Raw genomic sequence first — 16981 nt, 5'->3', positions numbered from 1 at the left:
TCGTTTTTTATAAACCAAAGAATTGGCGTGGCTTGTCTGGTGTTCAGGAGGACTCTAGCATATCTCAATGGTGTTAAAGAAAGGCTAAACACCAGACTATGAAGCCGCCTTAGAACGGTTCAATAAGTGTGTTGCGTCTATCAGTTGAACTCACAGCTCATAGCAGACGCTCACATCAGCTATGGCTAAAAAGCATGTATGAGGGGAAGGTGACAGGCTGCGATGAAAGAAAAGCGGGCTGTTGTTTGCGGCCGCATTGAGAGTGGCGAATGAGGCCAGAGAGCAGCAATAAAAAAGCCCGCATCAACGGGCTTTCATGTCACTCTGGAGCCGCGGCTCCTTTGCGTATCCTTTTTTGTCCCCTCACCGTCTGGTCGGTGTCCTGCTGAGACTGCTAACTTCCTGTTTTTGTTAGTGCTGTCTTGGCACTGTCCAATCATGATTGCTGGCGTCCTTGTAATTGGTGGGGGAGGTGGTTGAGTTTGTTGGGGATTTTGATTTTTTGCGGGGAAGGGAAGGCGCAAAAAGAGTGGCGATGATGTTGATATGGAAGGTTTTTTTGTAAGTTTATGATTTTTATAATGATTAATGAAAAAAGAAATATGACGTTTTGAGTTCTGTTTTCAACGGAAGCAAAATGAATAATCGCGATGTGCATTGTCGGATACTGTGAACAAAGTCCCCGAAAAGAAAATCTGTCACATCCCTTCTCATTCAGAATTGATAGGATCTGTTGTTAACTCAACGGCTATTGAAATTTGAAAAAACATGAAAAAAGTGGCTGTCATGCTTGAGAAAGGCTGAGTTAAGCTCTCTAATTTAGAACTGTTAGATTGAGAGTGTGTTTGTTCTGAAATATTTTTAGCCCATAGCTACCTACGTATGGGCCGTGACTTCAAAATATCCAAAAGGAAAAGTGAATATTATAGTTGGATCTCAGGTGGTGATTCATTAAAAATTTCCTCCCACTGAGATTGCCAGTCATTGCTTAAGGAAAACTTTCTGAACTTATGGTGTAAATCTGTCCTTATTAATAACCACTTCTGTTTAGTTAATGCACTAGAGCGTAATGCTCGAGAAACATTATTTGTAAATTTTTTGTTATCTTCACTTACAAGGTGATCATTTATTGCCTCAGTAATTTCAGTTCCAATACTTGCCTCATGGCCCAAGTAAGCTCTAATTACCAATGCCACGAAAATAAGTGGAATATATTCACTGCCACGAGACATAGCTTCATTTAAGCTTAATGGTTTTATCGTGGAAGGGACCTCCTTATCTCCATATGTAATATCTGTGTTTATTGGTTCATTGATATCATCAAAGTTAAAAGATAAATTAATTTGGTTTGTTTTTTCTTTATTACAGCTATTATCTTCATTTATTTCGTTTGTATAATTAAAGGAAGCTATTAGTTTGCTTATTCTCTTTTCAGTTAAAAATACATCAGTCTGTGTTTTTAATATTGATAGTGATAATTTCTCCTTCTCATATTCAGAAGATAAATAACTGGATATTAAACTTGGCATTTTGCTATTTTCAACCAGATCTATAATTTCATGGTTGTTATTTATTGTTCTATCATTATATATAGAGTTAACTAACTTATTAAGTTCATCTTTCGCTTCATTATATGGTTTTTTCTCATGAAAAGGCAGATGGATTGAGGACAAAGAAAGATATATAGGAGTGTGGCATATATCAAGTATCAGACAGGTTCCAAGAGGAGATATCCGGAACGTATGTGATGGTTGAACATTATATTCTATATTGAGATCGCTATCTGAAGGTAACTCAATACATTCTATAATTCTTTCTTTAACAGAACCTTCAATTGCTTTAACAATCCATTGTTTTTTATAACCATATAAAGATGCAAACTTCATTACTCTATCTAAAGATATTCCTCTTGAGGTTTCTCCAGGTGAAACTGCATCATTTAGAAAAGATAATATCCGTAGTTTTAGATAATAGCATTGGTTAATATTTTGATATGGCAAATATACATTTGGAATGTAAGCTTTTTCAGTATGGTCTGGATGATAGGTCAAAGTAGATATAATATCTTGCTTGCGCCACGTTATTTTATTCCCTAGTTGATAATGTACATGCTTTATCAACTGATAGAAAGTTCTAATATTATGCCATGCTACAGATGATAATATCTCAAGGATAGGTATAGATTCATTTGATAGCTGAAGATTTTTGCGTAGAACATCTGCGTAAAAATTCATCCTTTCGAGGAATTTATCTAATTGATATTTTTTCCTCCAATCTTTAATCCTGTAATCCTCACCCAAATGTTCTTTAATGTATTTTATACGGGTTGATATTAGTTTATTAAAATCTGGAGATTTAAGGTGTATTATCTTATCCTCAGGACGAACATCAAGGAAACCTTTATCTTTGTTTTTGAAAAAAGTAAACTCCCTAAGAGTGATTATTACAGTGGCACCTGATTCCTGCGTGATTAAATGTGATAACGCATAAATTTCTTCCTGGAAACTTTCTGCTGCTCGATCTACATTATCAATAATAATAATTACAGATTTGTTTTCTCTAGCTCTTTTTTTAAATATGCGTAATACCATATTTTTCTTGTTAGAGCTTTCTTTTTCTAGAAGTTCAGCTTCTTTAAGTATAAAAGACTCAGGGTTTTTATTGAAAATTTCTTTATAAGCACCATTTTTTAATACTTTTAATTCATGTGAAAATGTTACTCTTAGTTCATCTAAAGTAAACTCTGTTTCGTAGTCATTCTTTATTTTTTCATATAGGTAATCAAAAACTATATTTTTCACATCAATACTGTGTTTAGACACATCATTTATCAAATCAATTATAATTGGCGTGGCATAAATATTTTTTGACTGTCTGGCTTCTACCAGACATTTTGTGACCAATGTTGTTTTTCCACAACCAACAGCACCAGTTATGATGATAACTTTTCCAGTATTGTGCTCAAGAATAAAATCTTTCCCTTCAGATGGAGACAAATCTAGCGCATCATTTGGTAGAAAACTAGGTTTGGAATCCTTTAATGCTCTTTTAATCTCACCTTTAAATTGGTCAAGTTTTGAGTCGCTTACAAAGCAATGCTCAAGCATCTTACGCTGATTTTTTTCAGTTATTTGAGAGAAGAAATTTTGATAAAAATCGTCAATCCATTCATTATCTTTGTTGCTGTCCCACGTAAAATTATTAAAATGATCTTTTAAGATATAACATACTTCTGATGGTGAATAATTTAGTTCTGAAAGATAATTGTCAAGATTGTTATTATGTATGCTATCCTTCGACATTAGGTCATACATAAGATCAAAAGAAAACTCCCCGTTAAATAAATTACCAAAATAAATCCCTTTCATTGAATCAATAGTTTTACCAGGTTTTGGTAACATAGGGCAAACTAACCATTCAGCGCCATTTGTTATAACTGCATATTGCACTGCTTTTTCGACGCAATATCTTTGTGCTTGATCTATAACATCAGTAAGCTTTTTCTTGAATGCTTTTTTAAAATATGAAACTGTATATTCATTAGAAGTTAATGAACTCGTCGGTAAACCAAAGGTAACACCTATCTTTTTTGCTTCGACGACAAGTCGTGGATTCCTCTCTATACTCAGTATATAGTCGGCATATCCTGAGGTTCCACAAAAGGCTTCTGGTGTAAATTCTTCTTTTTTCCAGCCAAGAATCTGTAAAATTTCATCGATCATTAGGAGTCTGATCTCAGCTTCATTAGCTTCAAAAAGAGTTTCCTTGTGAGTGATGTAGTTTTCCTGAAGTGTCTTAAATTTTTCGAATGCTTTTTCTCTGCTCATAGCTAGCCTTGATAACTAGGTTTAAGGAATTATTTTATCTCTGGCTTTCAAAGCGTCAACTTGTACTTAAGTAAAATGTGCTTTGTTAATGAATGCAAAATAAGAGATTATTTCATTTCTTTATGTGATGAGATTCACAAAAATATTGTGGTGCTAAATTTTAATAGTACCTTATAGAGGATGTGTTTACGAATCGTAGATGTGGAAATAATTAGAAAATTATAATTATTTGTTAACATAGGTTAGTTTTGCAAGCGTTAAGGGCTATTTAATATAAACCCTCTCTATATATCTTCCCCGTCCATCTCCATGACCCAGATCCGTTGAAGTCACCGCCAGCGCCTCTTTACTGCTCAGACTTTGCTCTTCGTAATATCGGATCGCGTCCTGCGCCCAGGCATAGCGCAGAGAGTGGGGAGAGTATTCGCCCGTCAGCCCGGCATCGCGAAGATGGTTGTGCCAGTAGTCCATCGCTGATTTCAGATCCGGTTTGTCAATCAGATGCCCGTCACGCTCCCCGGCAATATTCAGCGCCTCTTTCACGGCCTGACGAACAGCTTCCTGATTAATCACCTGCGTCATACGCGGTCGTCCGCCTTTGGTGCCAAAGATCACCGGCAGACGTTCAGCCCCTTTTTCCAGCTGTTTATCCCAGGTTTTCAGAGACTGGCAGCACTGTACCGCTTCCTGACCGCGCAGCCCCATCACCCGCGCCAGTTGGAGGCTGGCTGCGAGACCTACGTCGATATGATGAACCCGGTCCAGTACCTGATGGTAAAGTGCATCCGGAATGGCCCGGTGAGTCCCGTTACGGCTGGCACCACTGATACCGAGCGACTGGTTGCTGATTAATTCTGACTGGCTGAGTTGTGTGCGTCCGGCTTCAGCCAGAATGGAGCGCACCATCGCCATTTCATTCTGTAGTGTTCGCAGAGAAATCCCCTGTGCCAGCCGTTCATGAATATATCCTGCAATGTGTCTGGCTTTGAGTTGGCTGGTGCTGGTGACCTGAATATTTTGCGTCAGCAGATGACGGGCAAAACGCTGCGCCATCCGTTCGCGGTCGTGGACGGTTTTGTGGCTGCCACCTGCGCGGTGTGCCAGTTTTTTCATATCCAGTGCCAGTCGCGACATACTGACTCCTCCGCCTGATGCGGTAGCAATATTTTCCGGCGCGTGGTGGATGCTGTCGCAGTAAAAAACTGCGCCATGCTGAACAATACCGGTGCGCCGGAAGGCGAGAGTTGAGGTATGGTGGGGTACGGTACTGCACGGTGTGCAGGCCGCCTGCCTCAGCAGGGATGCCCCCGGATCGTCGTGATCCGCCTCCGGTACTGTTCATTCCTCCTTGTTATCTTTTTGACGCAGAAATGATGGCGTCAGAGGGTAAATACAACGATAAGCCTGATAAGACGGCGGCTGGCGCAGCGGTGTGCGTCGGCGTCACTTTGTTTTGCTACGTCTCCAAAGTGACGCGCCGCCGTTTCAGGCAACCTGTTTACTGGCGCAGAGATACGCTCCGTCTGAAGACGCGGTACCAACCTGTCTCTTGCTGGCACAGGCTATAGCAGCAACAACGACCGGACTGCGTCAGAGACGCCCCCGCCGTATTGTCCGGCTTGCGGGGTTAAGGGCTTGACCAACCTGACATAGCAGCCAGGCACAGTCCTCTAAGGTCATGGCTGTCTCGGGTGCAGTCCCAGGACTGCGGCAGTTACCGTAAAAATAGCACTGTGGATACGATGGTCAAGCTGATTTATTTCCATAATACACTGATAATAAATAACTTTATCATCATGATGCAGTATGAGGTTTTATGAGTATCAGAAGATTAGGAAAATATTGTCCAGAGAATGCCATGGCAGGAAGGATTCTGTGCGAGTTGTGAACCCGATGCTTACGTATACGCAGCGATGCTGTTTTGCATCTTTGGTGAGGCTTTCATGAATAATTATCCGGAAATGCCGCCCGCAAAGGCTCGCTAAAGCGAGCCTTTGCGGGCGTAGATTTTAAATTTTTCTGATGGTTCAAACCACGCTATCTCAGCCGTACCTAAAATACTTAAACGAACAGAGTGGGGATGCAGAATGATACAACGCACCACGCGAAATGTTACTGTGATGCCGAACGCAGTTCCCTCTGATCCAGAAGCGAAAAAGCAGGCCAGTTCTCCCTGGCAAGAAGAAAATCAGGAAGGACTGGAGGCGCTAAACAGCTTCCATGCTGAGTATGGGCATTTTAGTGGTGACTAATCGCGGCGCATCACGCGAGAGCCGACCGGCCAGACCGACGTGCTCAACGTCAGTGTTAGCGCGCCCTGTCTCGCGGTTCATGCCGATGTAACGTGTTGTCATAGTGGTGTCCCTGTTTCACCGCCGCTGTCGCCGGGGTGTTTATGCAGATGAAGCACTTTTCCGTTTGAAGAAAGCGATCCGGCGGTATGGGTAATATTGCCTTTCATCGTCCCGCCTTTGGTGACCTCGAGTGACCCGGTCGTCAGCTTGTTGGTGCAGACCACCTCTGGGGTGTCGAGGGTGATGCGGGTCTCCGCTTTCACCGTCACCACCGGCACCGTCACGGCGATGGAATCCGACGCCGTAATGTCTGCGGTTTTTATGCCGCTTACGGTCAGCGCGCCGGTCTCCGGCTCGTACTCGATAACCGCCCCGTCAGGAAAGGTAATGTGAAATGCATCAGCCGATGCCGACGGTGCGGGGTAGTCATCAGAGAAAATACCGGGCAGCACAAAGGCGGTATCGAGCTCGCCGCCCACGGCCAGCAGTAAAACCTGCTCGCCCACAGAGGGAGCCCACCACGTGCGAGAGCTACTGTAAGTATCCCGCATAATCGTGCCATTCACATTTAGAGATCCTCCGCCATAATCAATCTGCCAACAAAGGAGATCGCCATGCGTAAAGCCCGTTTTACTGAGCATCAGATCATTGCCGTCATTAAATCGGTTGAAGCCGGACGAACTGTTAAGGATGTCTGCCGGGAGGCCGATATATCTGAAGCCACCTACTACAACTGGAAGTCCAGATACGGCGGCATGGAGGCTTCTGATATTAAAAAGATCAAGGATCTTGAGGACGAGAATCGGCGTTTCAAACAGATGTTTGCCGACCTGAGCCTTGAGAACCGGGCGCTGAAAGACGTTATCGAAAAAAAGCTTTAAAACCAGCCTTTAAGCGTGAGCTGGTTACTCATCAGATAACAACATCTGGACTCAGTATCCGTCAGGCCTGCCGGAGTCTGAACCTGAGCAGAACGGTTTACCATTACCGTCCGGATACCACGCGTGACGAACCCGTTATTGTCGCGTTGCAGGCAGTGGCAGAGCGATACCCACGGTACGGTTTTCCAGAACTTTTCCAGGTTCTGCGGCGGCAGGGATACCCGTGGAATCACAAAAGGATCCATCGTATTTATTGTCTGCTGAAGCTGAATTTTCGCCGTAAAGGCAAACAACGGTTGCCAGTACGTAATCCCTCGCCACTGGCCACACCGGAAGCGCTGAACCAGAGCTGGTCTGTCGATTTTATGCATGATGCCCTGGTCTGTGGTCGTCGTTTTCGCACGTTCAATGTCGTTGATGACTTTAACCGTGAGGCGTTGTCGATTGAAATCGATCTGAATCTGCCAGCTCTGCGCGTGGTCCGTGTACTCGACAGGATCGCGGCAAATCGCGGCTATCCAGTCATGCTACGCATGGACAATGGTCCGGAATTTATCTCACTTGTACTGGCTGAATGGGCAGAGCAACATGCAGTAAAACTGGAATTTATTCAGCCGGGTAAGCCGACGCAGAACGCTTTTATTGAGCGCTTTAACCGAACATACCGTACAGAAATACTCGATTTTTATCTGTTCAGAACGCTGAATGAAGTGCGGGAAATCACGGAAAGATGGGTGTCAGAATATAACTGTGAACGCCCGCATGAATCACTGAACAATATGACGCCAGAGGAGTACCGACAGAACCATTATTTGGCCGGGATCTCAAAAAATGCCTGGAACTAAAGCGGGTCTATTTACACAATTGGCTGTCAAAATCAATAGAATTTAGTTAACTTACTGAAATTGAAAGTTTTAATTCCTATGATTCTTATTGGGAGTTGATGTTCAGAGGTTAACGGATGGCAATGCACTACTACAAAAACTCCATTAACGTTAAGCTAAAAGCTAAATCATTGATAAAAACTTGATAATGAGAATGTCGTGAATTAGTTAGCAGCACAAATAGGTCTCTATCTGTGCTACAATTTCAAGTTAAAGGAAATATCAAGATGAATATATTTTGTTTGCTCCAGTCAGTTTTCCATCGTCGTAAGAAAAAAAACCACTGAATTCTATACGACCATACTGGTGAGTTGAACTTAAGGACCCACCGATAACACCTTTTTCACCAAGAAGCGTCCACACTATTTCTAGATTATTTTCATTCAACATTTTTAAGAACGGCTCTTTCTTAATTAACAAATGTGCTTTTGAGTTATTTAAAGCTTCAGTGGCGAAACAAACTATACTTCCATATTTATCCTCATAACTACCTTCATATTTACCATCTTTGAGGCCCATCTTGTCGAAAATTAAACTAGTTGGTTTGAGGAAACTTAAAGTATCTGTTTTTGATTTATCGAACTCTTCTTCCCATAAATAATTGATCGATGTGACGCTTACATCAGCAATTTTAGCTCCAGAATCTTGATCTGTTACAGAACTCCAATCTAAACTGCCATAATAATCTGATTTAAAATAATGGAATGCTTCAGACCAATAATACTCTCTATTAAATAATTGATACCTATTGCTTCCTTCTGGCATCCACCTGCCCATGTAGTGTTGGTTTTCTGCCCAATTTTTAAGAGCATTTAATTCTGTTGTTCTAACTAAATATCCTCTGATTTGACACCAAACTTCCTTTCGAGGATGCCCCCACTCTTCATTACCGATAGTTTTAGGTTCTTTCCATGAGGGATAGCTTTCTAATATCAACCATTCAGTACCATTGTTGTCATTGACTTCAATCAGTCCATATGGATTACTTATCGTGGAAGGATTGCTAACCCATTCTTGAAAAGTACAATCCCAATCAAATACTTCTTTAGTATCCCACCACATTTCTTGTTGGGTTAACTCTTTTGTTCCTGTATTTTTGATTAAAATGGTTGGATCTATATCTCTTACATATGGATCCCAAGGTCCTTGATAAGGATTTTCTTTGCGTTCATCTCCATACCCATCAAAACGAATAAAATTATCAGAAAGCATTGCCATATATTCATAGTAAGAAATCCATTGATATTTTTTCCCAATTCGCTCTTGTAACGATTCTCTTCGTCCGCGCCCAGAGCCTACCTGCTTATCAAAATCACCATGAAGTTTTGGATCCCAACCAAGGTTAATAACACGATTAAAAATCATGCGTTCAGCAATTCTTAGATCAAAATATTTATCGGTTTCGAGCAGATTATTATTGTGATCTAAATATTTTTCTATGTCTCTTTCAAATGTAGCTAATAAGTCCTCTGACAATGATTTCTTGAACACGGATTTATGGGAAAGAACTTCCTCCTCACTCTTTCTACCTATTGCTACACCATATTTAATAAGTGTATTACCGAATGAAATGCTTTTATAATTTTTATCGTAAATAATAGGGTCTGTAGAGTCGTAGAGCGCTTTTTGTTCGTCTGACAATTGACCTAGAAAATCGTTAAAAATTTTTTTGCGATTAATAGGAGTTTCACCAAATTTACAACCAGACCAATTTGAGTGATTATGATTTGTTCCAATAGTATATCTAGAAAAATCTCCTCCACCCATTATGGATCCCCAAAGTGACCAATACCCATCCTTTTTATAAAGTGATTGAAGTTCTTCTTTGGTTGGTATATTTTCAGGCCATTTACTTTTGTATGGCGGCTTAGTTTTGGATAGGTCGAGTCCTTCCGGTATCAATTGAAGATGTGAAACATACTCTATAATCTCTCTCGCATAGTCTCGTAATAGAATATGTGGATACACATATTTAGGTTGAAACACTTTGGCAAAAACTGTCTCTGCCAATTGACTTAGCTTATTATGATTCTTTGTTCGCAATGTGCAACCTAGGGCTACAGCAAACACTCTCTCCCAAACATATGGATCATTTATTCCATCGAATTTATTGATTATCCTAATTAAAACGGAGATACGTTCCTCTAACAAATTAACCAATGCTTTAGTTGTACAATCCCTTAGCTCTCTATTAGTTGAAGTTAAAAACCAGCATAGAGTGGTTGCAACTAACTCTATCGAATCATCTGATATATAGCTTTTATCAGTCCCACTCCATGCCCAGTCAATCAAATTTTTAAATGCTGAGTCTTCACTATATCTATATTTTAACGCAGTAGTCCAAAAGGCATCTCGATTTGGTAAAGAATGCTGTAATAGCCAGTTATGTAAGAAATTAGCATTGAAAGGATGTTCTTCTAATCCAGAAATAGATATTAGCGTCTCAAGAAAATGACTAAAACTATTATCGAAACCGAGTACTTGCTTGTTTACAAAAGGCTTAATTTTTTCAAAATCAATTGCTGCGGAATCCCTCCAAACTAAGCTATCGATAAAAGCAGTCACTAAATTATAATTGTCACTGTAATTAGGCAGTAATTCATAAATTTCTTTTCCATATTTTTCTGGTGATTGAATAGATAAAGCCTCAATGATTCCTTGATTGCGATAAAAACTGTATTCATCATTGAAGTATTTTTGAAGAGAACCTCCTGTTTTAAATTCATCTTCAATATTATCAACACCATTTAATAAATAGTTAACTGTTAAATGATCATCAAATCTTTCAAAGGATATATAAACGACCTCTTCAACAGAGTTGTCTTCATTGCGAACGATACCTTTGGTCAGTATTCCTTCATCTATCATAGAGCTGAGAAATGTTTTATCGTTCACATAGTCTTTAACAACAGACTGGACAGTTGTATGAGCATCCTTAAGAGCAATGCTATTTCTGCCATTAGCTAGTTTAACTTTAATTAATTTATTGAGAGCATCACTAACTAATGGGAAACTAGGATCGAAATTATATCTTTTGTGAGAGGATAGTGACTTATTTACGCCTTCAACAAAAAAACTTAAGATCTTAGAAATCCCATGAAATCCTACAGGGACTTTTTTCAGACCACTTTTCTTTATCCCCTCGCATAGTAACTTAAGAAATAAAGGGTTTTTAAACTCTGGATTTAAATTAGGTGATGATGGTCTTTCTATATTATAATTATCATAAAATAAGTTAACAGCTTCCATCTCTTTATTCTTAAAACCCAAGTGTTCATAAATTTCAAAATTATTACGAGAGATCCGTTCGTTTGAGATAGTAATATCTTTATATGTTGATCTGACTGATATTATAAGGCCAAGCCATTTAAAACTTCTTATTTCATCAACGAAGCTATTGATGTTATCTTCCCAAAAAATATTACCATTCCCTTCATTTATTGCATCAATAAATATCAGGAATCTTTTCCCTTGTTTTTCACCATAGAGATTTAGCTTTTCAAGAAATTCTGAGGATACAGTGTTTAGCTGTAGCCTTTTTAAAATTTGCACCCAAGGGGATTCATCAGTTGTAAGTTGCTGCCCTAATAAAAATAGAGATGGATATCCTGTTTGAATTCTTGATTCGATGATATCAGCAAGCAAATGAGACTTACCAATCCCAGCTTCTCCTTCAAGGAGCAGAAATGGGTTATTCGATAATTTTACCGTTATAGAATTGAGAAATGTATATAAAGTGTCACACTCATAATAAAATTCTCTTAAGTCTCTCAAAATTGATGAATACTTATCGCTAAAACTTGTTGTCTTATCCGGATTTTCCTTTTCCTTGATTTTCCATAGTGTCGACTCCGCCTCAGAAATGTATTTTTGACAATTTGAGATATATTCATTAAATTTATTGATTGGAATGCTTTTGGATTCGTGAAAATCAATTTTTAGAAACAGAATTGAGGTGTCTGTTAAGGCTTTAGAAATCAAAGCTAACTGCTCACGTATTTCATCGCAGTTTCGAAGATTGTTTCCTTTGATCAAGAAATTATCGATATGTTCGTAAAATATTTTGGAAAATTTGTTAGTTTTCCCAAGCCCTTCGAAGATATCTGCGATCTCTAATTTTAAATTTAGTTCGGGTGTGTAACGTCCTCCTAAATCAGCTATAGCTTCTCTATTTTTATTATTTAACCAATTATCGTTTAAGTGAAAAGTAAACTTTTCATCAAATGATTGCAGCAAAAGTTTTATCTGAATGATCTCATTGCTTACATCGAATATCTTATCTTTATAAGTCTCCTCAATGTGGAGTTTTTTTAATTCTTTACAGTTGTTTATTTTTAGTAAAAAAATTTTATAGAAAGTTTCAAGTTGTTCTTGAGTTGGTGGGATGACATTTGGATATTCACTGAATTTTTGCAACAAATAATCTTTATCTGGTAATTCTTTGAATAAAATATGCTCATTCAATGTTTCAAACAATAGTTGAGATTGGTAAAATGGAATTTTTATACTATCGATGGGGAATTTTTTTTCGAATTCAATAGCCGTTTCTTCAATTATTCTATAGAGTTGGTTAACATAGTTGTTTTTGGGGAATAATTTCTTTTTTAACCATCCGTAACCTTCTTCTGCAATGAACTGATCAATAAATTTTGTTGCGACATAAATTGATACTGTTGTAACTGATATTGGATCCATACTCAACTACCCCTCAATTTTTTGATGATATCCATGTCTTCTAATATGGGTTGAACCTCACAAGAGAAAAGTATTTCTAAAGTTCCTCTGCGAATCTCAGCATAGTATAAGAAGTTAAGATTTCCTTCTTCAAATTTCAGTCCCTGTTCAAGAAGTATATACCTACTTCTCCTTCTCTCGTCCCATTTTCAACACCTCATAAAACGTCCCTCGCCCAAGCCCGTCTGACGGCAATTCCCGCTCCTGCGCTAGCGCTCTCAGCTTTCGAAGTATCCTATCCGAAGCCGGTTTATCAGACGTCCCATAACGCCCGTCAGTCTCCTCAACCAGAAGCTGAACCAGTAGCCAGCAGAGCCTGGCAGTATTCTCCCGCGCTTTGTCGCGTTTATGCATCCCACGCTGGGAAGGTTGTGCTGAAGTAGTGAGATCTGGTAGCGCGTCGTCACCGAGCGTCTTCAGCCACTTGCGGCCACGGCTGTTGCGTGACAGTTTCATCACTGCCTTCAGGCTGCGGGCCTTAATTTCTGGCGGCGTAAGTTCGTCATCAATAAGCCGCCAGGCCAGGGCAAACATTTCATCGGCATAGAACATGCGTTTGTTCGCCGGGGCGCTGACCATGCCCGTTGCTTTGATGGTGCGGCTGATGGCGTCGTGCAGGATACGGTAATTTTCCTGATGTTCTTCCGGCAGGGCGTTTGCCGGTTGGGAAGCATCGAGGCCGAGAAGCAGAAGGGCGAGATGCCGCGCTTCCAGCAGCGGCATATCGCATTCCCGTTCAAACAGATTCTGACGAATGGGGCTGGTCACATTATTCTCCTTCTACGGTCCGCAGCGGTTCTTCTTCGCCGAGCAATGCCTGCCGTCTGGCGGCATCAACGTAGTTTCCCCACCACTGCATGAGCGGTCGCCTTTGTTCCAGGTAATCGCTGCGGTTGTAGGCCGCTTCGATCTCGTCTTCTTTCTGGTGCGCCAGTGCAGATTCCAGGACTTCACGGGGAAAATGGCCTGCTCCCGCCGTTCTGGCGATGCTGCGCATACCGTGGGCAACCAGTTCGCCGCCGAACCCCATGCGGATAAGCGCGGCGTTTGCGGTCTGCTGGTGCATATGCTCCAGTGGTTTGCGGATGCTGGGGAACACCCATGGGCGATGGCGGCTAACCGGCTCCATTATCTGAAGAACGCGCAGCGCCTGTTTGCTGAGCGGCACCGTGTGCGAACGGTTCATCTTCATAAAGGTGTCGGGGATGCGCCATTCCGCTTTTTTCATATCGATGTCGCACCAGCGGGCGCTAACGGCTTCGCCGGGGCGAACCCAGGTCAGTAGCTCCCATTCGATAAGGCAGCGGGTTTCTTTGCGGATAGAGGCGTTCTGTAGCGCCAGCATCAGCCTGCCCAGCTCGCTGGGGTGGAGGGCGGGCATGTTCTGCTTTTTCGGTTTTTTGAAGCGGGCGACCAGGTTGTCAGCCGGATTGAACTCGATGAGCTCTTCGGAGATGGCGAAGCGGAAGATTTCATTAAGCCGCGAAATGACTCGTCGCAGTGTTTCGAGGATGCCTTGTTCTTCCAGAGGTGTGAGGTGCTCCTTGAGCATCTTCGGGCGGATCTCGGTGACGGGCGTGTTACCCAGAGAAGGGAAGACGTGCATCTCCAACGAGCGCCAGACATCTTTGGCGTGATCTTCGCTAAGATCGCTGGTCCGTTTCTTCTCTTTGAGCCACTGTTCCGCAACTTTTTCCAGCGTGCATTCATTCTGGATGCGTTTTTCTTCAGCTATCCCTGCTAAATGTTGACGGGGATCGATCCCTGCCAGAGCAGTCGTCTGTATTTCGTGCGAGTTTCGCGAGCCATGGCCAGTGTAACGACCGGGTAAGGGCCAAGGCTGGTTTTGGTGCGCTTTTTGGTGACGGGATGATAATACTCGAAATGCCAAGCCTTCCTCCCTGAAGTCTTAACCAGCAAGTACAGGCCTTCACCGTCCCGTAGCTCATAGTCCGTGCTACGGGGCTTCGCGCCAGCGATCTCCACATTTGTTAAGGGTTTCAGTTGCTTAGGCATGTTTTAGCACCACGCTTTTTTAGCCCCACGATACCGTGGTGCTAAACATGGTGCCAAAAGGTCAAGATTCATACAGAGATCATGACCACACATGCAACAAAAAATCCTGCAACTCGTTGAAGTTACAGGCTTTTTTAAGGTTCATGATGCATCATGAATGAATGTTTGGGCTGGCGGAGTCTGAATTGGTTTTATAACTATTTGTTTTATATGTGCTAATAATCAATTCAATTTTCATTTTGGTCCCATTGTTGGTCCTAAAAGAAAATGTCAGGTTTTTTGCAGGGGAGGGGAGGTTACAGCAGGAGTCTCTTCGTCTGTGAGATTAGCATTTTGCTTTCCTTTAGTCTGCTCTGTATTTAAGCGTTTATTTCACGTTAGTTTTTTGCAAGCCGGTAGAGCGCCTTGCTCGCAGAATATCCACTACGGAAATATACGGGGTTTGTTCTTGCCACGAAAATCCCTTCCGGTCGATACGGACAAGCCCGTATCTTTCTACCAGAAAGTTCACCGCATCGCTGAGCGATACTCCAGCATCAATATGTTCTCGTATGGTGGTTTCATTACTGAACGGTGTGTCATTCAGCGTCAGGCCATAGTGCTGCGACAACAGATGAGTTAGCAGGCACTGCCAGATTTCAATGGGTGACAGGCAGGGCTGAGCCGCCTGCGTCGGGTGTGATGATAAGGTTTGCATGATGTTTACTCTATGATGTTTAGGGAATAAGTGGTGAGTTAATGCGGCTCAGTTTGCTCAGGATAGATAGCAATGTAGACATAGCCACAGGAGCCGAGTGTGTCGGCTTCGCAGGTGAGTCCGTTGTGGTAAAGCGTGACGCAGTGCTGATAGCGGGGATTGAGCTCGCTGCTAATCAGCATCAACTCCAGTTGTTTGAGCATCAACGGAAAGGCCTGGTCGAGGCGCAATGCATCGTTGTCACTGAAAGCACCGTTAAACCCGGCGCGGTCAGCGAGAAAATGCACCCGATTGCCTTCCTGTACCAGACGAGCCCCAAAACAGGGGGTAATAGCACGTTTTAGTCCCCACAGCTGGCAGGCGGGACTCTCCGGCTTAGTACCGGATTCGGAGTGATTGTTCATTATTGTTCCTGATAAAAGGGAAGGATTAATTGAGAGTGACGCTACGAAGAATCACATAGGGACCATTGCGGTCCTGACGACGTTCAGCAAACACGGCCAGAACGCCACGTATGTCCTGAATTTCCCGACCAGCATAATGGCAGATACTACCTGACCATTTATATTTGCCCGTACTGAAGCGAAACAGTCGGGAGCCAGGATGTTGCCGGTACAGGGTCATTGCCTGGCGTTTGCTGATGATTTTCATATCCAGCCTCGCTCTGCGAACGACACAATGCCCTCTGAACCGATGACCAGATGATCGAGCGTGTTCACATCAACCAGTGCCAGCGCTTCTTTAAGCCTGCCCGTAATGTTGCGGTCGCATTGGCTGGGCTCCGGGTCACCGGATGGATGGTTATGCGCCAGTACGACAGCTGCAGCATTGAAGCGAAGCGCTGACTTCACTACCTCACGGGGATGGACCTGGACATGGTTAATCGAACCAGCAAACAGCGTTTCGCTCTCCAATAAACAGTGCTGGTTATCGAGATAGAGCACCATAAACACTTCCCGTTCTTGTCCTGCCAGCTGTAACCGAAGCCAGTCACGGGCTGCCGTACTTGAGGTAAAGGATATGCCGGACTGACGCAGATATTTATCCAGTAGATTGATAGCGCGGCGAATGGTGCGTTGGGCATAGGGGGTTAATCCGGAGGTCGCAGGGAGCAAATAACCATGCGGGGCCATAATCGCCAGTGGAAAGGGTTCAGGCTGCGTTGACACCGGGGATAATGCGGTATTCATGTCAGGTATTCCTCAGTCGATTAGATGCATAATGGCGCTGCATTCCGGATGGTTTAGCGCGTAGTCGCGTAAGCGATAATAGTGCTCAGTCATCGCGTCACACTCGGTGCGACAGGCGTGGTGGCTGTAAGCCATCAGGCAGGCGACTATCCCTGCCGCTTCGCCAGTAAGTTCAGCGCCGTTGCCGTTCATGCTGTTGAACAATGCCCACGTCTTATCGTGCTCTGACTCAGGAGCCATGAAAGCACCGCCGTTGCTGAGCGTCGAAAAGTTCCAGATACCACCGTGATAATCGACACACAGACGGCTCATCCAGGCAAAGATTCGGGGCTCAAGGGTTATCCATTGTGGGATGGAGCCAAAGTGCTGCGGCCAGAAGCCGATGCGTAACTCGTCAGGGACCACTGAGGCAGTAATTGCGGTATGCTCCGCGAACTGATGATTTTGTGTATTCATTG

The 16981-nt window shown here is 42.6% G+C and carries 12 protein-coding genes and 2 pseudogenes; 2 read left to right on the top strand and 12 right to left on the bottom strand.

Annotation, left to right across the window (positions count from 1 at the left end; translation table 11 throughout):
• Nucleotides 1-923: 923 nt before the first annotated feature.
• Both HVZ37_RS17115 and HVZ37_RS17110 read right to left on the bottom strand, forming a co-directional pair.
• Entirely contained in the window at nucleotides 924-3827 is a 2904-nt protein-coding gene (locus HVZ37_RS17115; RefSeq protein WP_181627790.1) for an AAA family ATPase, read from the bottom strand.
• A gap of 264 nt (nucleotides 3828-4091) precedes the next feature.
• On the bottom strand, nucleotides 4092-4961 hold the full coding sequence (locus tag HVZ37_RS17110) for an integrase domain-containing protein (RefSeq protein ID WP_181627789.1): 870 nt from the start codon (nucleotides 4959-4961) through the stop codon (nucleotides 4092-4094).
• 953 nt (nucleotides 4962-5914) lie between these two features.
• Here HVZ37_RS17110 and HVZ37_RS17105 point away from each other — a divergent pair.
• A complete protein-coding gene (locus HVZ37_RS17105) occupies nucleotides 5915-6079 on the top strand; it encodes a type II toxin-antitoxin system CcdA family antitoxin (RefSeq protein WP_071844616.1) in 165 nt (54 codons plus the stop codon).
• Here HVZ37_RS17105 and HVZ37_RS17100 read toward each other — a convergent pair.
• Both HVZ37_RS17100 and HVZ37_RS17095 read right to left on the bottom strand, forming a co-directional pair.
• On the bottom strand, nucleotides 6035-6181 hold the full coding sequence (locus HVZ37_RS17100; RefSeq protein WP_249418389.1) for a hypothetical protein: 147 nt from the start codon (nucleotides 6179-6181) through the stop codon (nucleotides 6035-6037). The two genes, HVZ37_RS17105 and HVZ37_RS17100, sit on opposite strands and share 45 nt — an antisense overlap.
• A pseudogene (locus HVZ37_RS17095) lies at nucleotides 6178-6651 on the bottom strand (phage baseplate assembly protein V); the annotation flags it as partial. The pseudogene HVZ37_RS17095 and the gene HVZ37_RS17100, both read right to left, overlap by 4 nt.
• Before the next feature lie 84 nt (nucleotides 6652-6735).
• On the opposite strand from HVZ37_RS17095, the gene HVZ37_RS17090 reads away from it, so the two are divergent.
• Nucleotides 6736-7847 (top strand): IS3 family transposase gene (locus HVZ37_RS17090; RefSeq protein WP_181627787.1). Its coding sequence is split into 2 segments (ribosomal slippage): nucleotides 6736-6997 and nucleotides 6997-7847, totalling 1113 coding nucleotides; the frame shifts between segments, so codons are not numbered across the junction.
• Nucleotides 7848-8108: 261 nt separating this feature from the next.
• Here the strand turns inward: HVZ37_RS17090 and avs2 are convergent.
• The 8 genes and pseudogenes from avs2 to HVZ37_RS17050 form a co-directional block, all read right to left on the bottom strand.
• Complete coding sequence (gene avs2 / locus HVZ37_RS17085; protein WP_181627786.1) at nucleotides 8109-12581, bottom strand: AVAST type 2 anti-phage system protein Avs2; 4473 nt, start codon at nucleotides 12579-12581, stop codon at nucleotides 8109-8111.
• A gap of 162 nt (nucleotides 12582-12743) precedes the next feature.
• Complete coding sequence (locus tag HVZ37_RS17080) at nucleotides 12744-13388, bottom strand: hypothetical protein (protein WP_015958821.1); 645 nt, start codon at nucleotides 13386-13388, stop codon at nucleotides 12744-12746.
• Nucleotide 13389: 1 nt separating this feature from the next.
• Nucleotides 13390-14636: pseudogene (locus HVZ37_RS17075) on the bottom strand (integrase domain-containing protein).
• Between the two features lie 367 nt (nucleotides 14637-15003).
• A complete protein-coding gene (locus HVZ37_RS17070; protein ID WP_181627785.1) occupies nucleotides 15004-15333 on the bottom strand; it encodes a TA system toxin CbtA family protein in 330 nt (109 codons plus the stop codon).
• Between the two features lie 38 nt (nucleotides 15334-15371).
• Nucleotides 15372-15737, bottom strand: a complete 366-nt coding sequence (locus HVZ37_RS17065; protein WP_181627784.1) for a type IV toxin-antitoxin system YeeU family antitoxin — start codon at nucleotides 15735-15737, stop codon at nucleotides 15372-15374.
• A gap of 25 nt (nucleotides 15738-15762) precedes the next feature.
• Complete coding sequence (locus HVZ37_RS17060) at nucleotides 15763-15984, bottom strand: DUF987 domain-containing protein (protein WP_181627783.1); 222 nt, start codon at nucleotides 15982-15984, stop codon at nucleotides 15763-15765.
• A complete protein-coding gene (gene radC / locus HVZ37_RS17055; RefSeq protein ID WP_101427267.1) occupies nucleotides 15981-16523 on the bottom strand; it encodes a DNA repair protein RadC in 543 nt (180 codons plus the stop codon). The genes HVZ37_RS17060 and radC overlap by 4 nt, the downstream gene beginning before the upstream one ends.
• 12 nt (nucleotides 16524-16535) lie before the next feature.
• A complete protein-coding gene (locus HVZ37_RS17050) occupies nucleotides 16536-16979 on the bottom strand; it encodes an antirestriction protein (RefSeq protein WP_181627782.1) in 444 nt (147 codons plus the stop codon).
• Nucleotides 16980-16981 lie beyond the last annotated feature (2 nt).

Source organism: Citrobacter sp. RHB35-C17 (assembly GCF_013816795.1).
Taxonomy (GTDB): domain Bacteria; phylum Pseudomonadota; class Gammaproteobacteria; order Enterobacterales; family Enterobacteriaceae; genus Citrobacter_A; species Citrobacter_A amalonaticus.
The sequence above is the reverse complement of the archived record's forward strand: the minus strand, read 5'-3'. Positions and strand labels throughout refer to the sequence as shown.

Bases quoted from the DNA above. Each gene is read 5' to 3' on its own strand.
- HVZ37_RS17115 (WP_181627790.1), bottom strand. From the start codon at position 3,827: ATGAGCAGAGAAAAAGCATTCGAAAAATTTAAGACACTTCAGGAAAAC.
- HVZ37_RS17110 (WP_181627789.1), bottom strand. From the start codon at position 4,961: ATGTCGCGACTGGCACTGGATATGAAAAAACTGGCACACCGCGCAGGT.
- HVZ37_RS17105 (WP_071844616.1), top strand. From the start codon at position 5,915: ATGATACAACGCACCACGCGAAATGTTACTGTGATGCCGAACGCAGTT.
- HVZ37_RS17100 (WP_249418389.1), bottom strand. From the start codon at position 6,181: ATGACAACACGTTACATCGGCATGAACCGCGAGACAGGGCGCGCTAAC.
- avs2 (WP_181627786.1), bottom strand. From the start codon at position 12,581: ATGGATCCAATATCAGTTACAACAGTATCAATTTATGTCGCAACAAAA.
- HVZ37_RS17070 (WP_181627785.1), bottom strand. From the start codon at position 15,333: ATGCAAACCTTATCATCACACCCGACGCAGGCGGCTCAGCCCTGCCTG.
- HVZ37_RS17065 (WP_181627784.1), bottom strand. From the start codon at position 15,737: ATGAACAATCACTCCGAATCCGGTACTAAGCCGGAGAGTCCCGCCTGC.
- HVZ37_RS17060 (WP_181627783.1), bottom strand. From the start codon at position 15,984: ATGAAAATCATCAGCAAACGCCAGGCAATGACCCTGTACCGGCAACAT.
- radC (WP_101427267.1), bottom strand. From the start codon at position 16,523: ATGAATACCGCATTATCCCCGGTGTCAACGCAGCCTGAACCCTTTCCA.
- HVZ37_RS17050 (WP_181627782.1), bottom strand. From the start codon at position 16,979: ATGAATACACAAAATCATCAGTTCGCGGAGCATACCGCAATTACTGCC.